Raw genomic sequence first — 4,542 nt, forward strand, 5'->3', positions numbered from 1 at the left:
GGTCGCGGACCCGCGGCTCGCCGCCATGATGCGTCCGGGGAGTCGTTGCGGGCGATGTCGGCGCCACTCAATCACAGGGTGGAGACGGATGCACGCCCCGCCGAACGGTGCGCTGCTGACCGACGGGCACCTCAAGGCGCCGGACGCGCTCCGCGCGGTCTTCGCCGAGAACGGCGTCGACCCCGACCGGCCGATCGTCACCACCTGCGGCTCAGGCGTCACCGCGGCGATCGTCGCCTTGGCGCTGGACCGCCTCGGCCGCCCAGCCCGCGCGCTCTACGACGGGTCGTGGTCCGAGTGGGGGGGCGATCCGAGCCGTCCCGTCGCGACGGGCCCGGCCTGACCGACACCGGCGTCATCCGCGCGTCATCGAGCGCGGGGCATTTTTGCAACGTCGCGATCGGGAATGCGCAGGCCGGCAGGGCCGGGATTGCCGCAGTTATAGCCAATGCTATACCTCGCATCGGAACGTGCGGGGGATCAGGGCGATGCGGCATCGGGGCGAGGCGGACAGCGCCGGATCGATGGGCGTCGCCGGTCGCCGCGCGGCCTGGCTGATCGGTGCCTGCCTCCTTCCGGCGCAGGCCTTCGGCGCCGATCTCGCGGTCGCGCGCGCGCCGGCGCCCGCCTTCGTCGACTGGTCGGGGGGCTATCTCGGGCTCGAGGGCAGTGCCGGCGGCTCCTTCGGCGCCCTCGGCTTCGAATCGACCACGATCGGCGGACGCCCCGTGCCGCCGTTCAAGACCGGGGATGCCACCGGCCGCGCCGACCGCAGCCGCGAGGCGACCACCGCCGTCGGCGGCGTGTTCGGCGGCTGGAACTGGCAGGCCGGCCCGTGGCTCTACGGCCTGGAGGCGGACATCGCCGGCGCCAACCTCAAGCGCCCAGTCGCCTCGACCGCCGCCGGCTTCGGCTACGAGGGGTTCGACCCGGTCTTCGACGTCATCCGCGCCAAGACCGACCTCTACGGCGCCCTGCGCGCCCGCCTCGGCTTCGCCTTCGAGCGCGCGCTGATCTACGCGACCTTCGGCCTCGCCGGCGCCGAGACGCGGTTCCTCGCCACCTATCCGGACCGTGCCGGCGGTCCCGCCGCGACGGCCAGGACCGACCGGGGAACCCTCGGGTTCACCCTCGGGGCCGGCGTCCAGTACGCGATCACCGAGCACCTCGCCCTCGGCCTCGACTACCGCTACATCGATCTCGGCAGCACCGGGCGGTTCGACCTCGGCGCGGTGCCCGGCCTCGGCCCGGTGTCGACGCAGGCGCACGTCACCTCCAACCAGATGCTGGCGCGGCTGTCCTGGTATCCGGCGGGGCTGCGGCTGCCGCCCGAGCCCGACGAGGCGGCCCCGCACGACCCCGACAACGGCGACACCGGCCGGTTCTCGCTCCACGGCCAGACCACCTTCATCAACCAGGGCGTGACCGGGTTCCGCTCGCCCTATCTCGGCCCGAACAGCCTGGTGCCGCACCAGGCCCAGGCGACCACGACGGCGACCGCCTTCGTCGGCTTCAAGCTGTGGGAGGGCACCGAGCTCTACTACAACCCGGAATTCAGCCAGGGCTTCGGCCTGTCGCGGACCCTGGGCGTCGCCGGCTTCGTCAACGGCGAGGCGCAGAAGGCCGGCGCCCCGTTCCCGAAGCTGCGCTCGAACCGCTACTTCGTGCGCCAGACCTTCGGCCTCGGCGGCGAGACCGAGGACGTGCCCGACGGCCCGAACCAGGTCGCCACGCGCCGCGACGTCGAGCGGATCACGGTGGTCGCCGGCAAGTTCGCGCTCGGCGACTTCTTCGACGGCAACGTCTACGCCCACGATCCGCGCGTCGACTTCATGAACTGGTCGCTCTGGGCGGCCTCGGCCTGGGACTTCCCGGCCAACCTCCCCGGCTTCACGCAAGGCGTCTACGTCGAGTACAACCGCGCCGAGTTCGCGGTGCGCGCCGCCTACACGCAGGTGCCCAAGGAACCGTCGAGCGACGTGCTCGACCCGCGGGTGTTCGACCGCCAGGGCGCCAACATCGAGTTCGAGGGGCGCTACGTCCTGCCCGCGCTGGAGCAGCCGGGCCGGGTGCGGATCGGCTTCTTCTCGAACCAGGGCAACACCGCGCGCTATCGGCAGGTCGTCGCGCTGACGCAGTTGGGCGTCTTCGACGACGTCAACGACGCGGTCGCCGCCACCCGCCGCCCGCGGCGCAAGACCGGCGGCTACGTCAACCTCGAGCAGGCGGTCACGGCCGATCTCGGCGTCTTCGCCCGCGTCAGCCTGTCGGACGGGCGCAACGAGAGCCTGTCCTTCACCGACGTCGACCGGAGCGCGTCGGGCGGCGTCTCGCTCAAGGGGACCGCCTGGGGCCGGGCAGGCGACACGGTCGGCCTCGGCGCCACGGTGAACGGCCTCACCGAGGCGCACCAGGCCTACTTCGCCACCGGCGGCCTCGGCCTGCTGATCGGCGACGGGCGCCTGAACTACGCCCCCGAGCGGGCGCTCGAGGCCTACTACGCCATCGGCCTGACCAAGACCGTGACCCTGACCTTCGACTATCAGCGGGTGATCAACCCCGCCTACAACCGCGACCGGGGCCCGGCGGACTTCTTCGCCACCCGGCTGCACGCGGATTTCTGATCGCTATTCCGCCTCGTCCACGGTCGCCCCGAACACCGCCTCGAACCCGGCCCGCAGCTGCATGTCGACCTCCGGCATCGCGACGATGCGGCCGAGGTCGGCCAGGCTGGTCACGCCGTGGCCGCGGATGCCGCAGGGGACGATGCCGGAAAAGTCCGCGAGGTCGGGCTCGACGTTGAGGCTGATCCCGTGGAAGCTGACCCAGCGCCGCACGCGGATGCCGATCGCCGCGATCTTGTCCTCGACGGCGTCTCCGTTCTCCTGGCCCTTCTCCGGCCGCCGCACCCACACGCCGACGCGGTCCTCGCGGCGTTCGGCCCGGACGTTGAAGGCCTCGAGCGTCGCGATGATCCAGGCTTCCAGGCAGGCGACGTAGGCGCGCAGGTCCGTGCGGCGGCGGTTGAGGTCGAGCATCACGTAGGCGACCCGCTGGCCGGGGCCGTGATAGGTGTACTGCCCGCCCCGCCCGGTCCGGTACACCGGCAGCCGCGCCGGCGCGACGAGGTCGGCCTCGCGGGCCGAGGTGCCGGCGGTGTAGAGCGCCGGGTGCTCCAGCAGCCAGACGCATTCCGGCGCCAGCCCGCGCGCGATCGCCTCGGCGCGGGCCTCCATCCACGCGACGGCTTCCTCGTACGCGACCGGCGCGTCGCTGATCCGCCAGCCCACCGGCGGAGAGCCCGCCCGCGGCAGGAAGGTGTCGGGCGCGATCGCGAGACGGTGCGCGGTGTTTACCAAGGCTTCACCCTTCGTCGGGAATGCTCTCCTTCCACCGGTCCGTGCCGGTGGCAAGGCGCATAGGGGCGGTGGACGCGTGGCGGTTCTGGAAGACCTCAAGGTCGATCTCACGGTGGTGCTCGGGCGCTCCCGCATGCCGCTGCACATGCTGCTGCGCATGGGACGCGGCGCGGTGATCGAGCTGGAGGCGACCGAGACCGACCTGGTCGAGATCCTCGCCAACGACCATCCCGTGGCCCGCGGCCAGATCGTGGTGACCGGCAACCGCATCTCGATCGAGGTGACGGAGCTGATCCGCAAGGCGGATTCGGTGCGCACGCCGGGCGTCACCATCGGCGACGGCGCCGTGCCGTTCCTGGAAAGCCGCCTGGAGCCGGCATCATAACTTCGGCCGCGGCACCGAATTGCCGCGCTGCGGCGCTTGTCGGATCGGGATCGATCTGGTATCCGCTGCGCCGCTCACCCGAGACGCCGGCCGCCGCAGCGGACCCGGATCTCGGAGAAGCGAACGGGACCCGACGGGTGCCGATGCGGCCATGGCGGAATTGGTAGACGCGCTAGCTTGAGGTGCTAGTCCTGCAAGGGGTGGAGGTTCGAGTCCTCTTGGCCGCACCAACGTTTCGATGTCGTACGTCGAAGCGTCGGTGCATGAAAACGGGTTGTGGGCGGCCGCGCTCTTCGACGACGGCGCCCTTCGCGGCTCACACGAGAGCCCGCATTCGAAGGCGCCCGAACGCCGGGCCCTGATTCTCCGCACGGACATCACGGCTGACTGATAAGCGCTCCTGAAACGCCGATGATCGATAGATCTCGTGCGCGGCCGATGCGTCGCGGCGTCCTGCTGACGTCGTCTATCCTGCGATCTTCTCCGCCGGCATTTCGGCGCCGCCGGGCGGCGTTCGCCCACCGCGGTCGAGGAAGCTGAACGCTTGCTGCCGACGGGCTTCAGCGTCGGTCCAGGGATACCCTGCCATTCTTCTCCTGACAGTCGAGACCGGGGCTTCGGCACAATGCCGGCCCCGCGACGTGTCAGGAGATGGGCGATGAAGAAGATTGCTGCCGTCACAGCCGCCGTGCTCTTCGCGGCGAGTGGGTTCGGAACCACCGCAGCCGAGGCTCGGGGCGGCGGTGCCCTCGCGGCCGGCCTGATCGGCGGGCTCGCCGCGGGCGCACTCCTCGGTGC

At 71.4% G+C, this 4,542-nt stretch carries 3 protein-coding genes, 1 tRNA gene and 1 pseudogene; 4 read left to right on the forward strand and 1 reads right to left on the reverse strand.

Annotation, left to right across the window (positions count from 1 at the left end; genetic code table 11):
• Positions 1-109 precede the first annotated feature (109 nt).
• Together FV223_RS20825 and FV223_RS20830 are read left to right on the forward strand one after the other, a co-directional pair.
• Positions 110-343: pseudogene (locus tag FV223_RS20825) on the forward strand (rhodanese-like domain-containing protein); the annotation flags it as partial.
• Positions 344-524: 181 nt separating this feature from the next.
• Entirely contained in the window at positions 525-2,624 is a 2,100-nt protein-coding gene (locus FV223_RS20830) for a carbohydrate porin (RefSeq protein WP_147728795.1), read from the forward strand.
• A gap of 3 nt (positions 2,625-2,627) precedes the next feature.
• On the opposite strand, the gene lipB is transcribed toward FV223_RS20830, so the two are convergent.
• Positions 2,628-3,359: a lipoyl(octanoyl) transferase LipB gene (gene lipB / locus FV223_RS20835; RefSeq protein ID WP_147728793.1), complete on the reverse strand. Its 732-nt coding sequence runs from the start codon at positions 3,357-3,359 to the stop codon at positions 2,628-2,630.
• A 76-nt stretch (positions 3,360-3,435) separates the two neighbouring features.
• Here lipB and FV223_RS20840 point away from each other — a divergent pair, with 76 nt between their 5' ends.
• Positions 3,436-3,744, forward strand: coding sequence for a FliM/FliN family flagellar motor switch protein (locus tag FV223_RS20840; protein ID WP_147728794.1), 309 nt, complete (start codon positions 3,436-3,438; stop codon positions 3,742-3,744).
• A 145-nt stretch (positions 3,745-3,889) separates the two neighbouring features.
• Positions 3,890-3,974, forward strand: a tRNA-Leu gene (locus tag FV223_RS20845).
• Positions 3,975-4,542: the final 568 nt, after the last annotated feature.

Source organism: Methylobacterium sp. WL116 (genome assembly GCF_008039455.1).
In the GTDB taxonomy this organism is placed as follows: Bacteria; Pseudomonadota; Alphaproteobacteria; order Rhizobiales; family Beijerinckiaceae; genus Methylobacterium.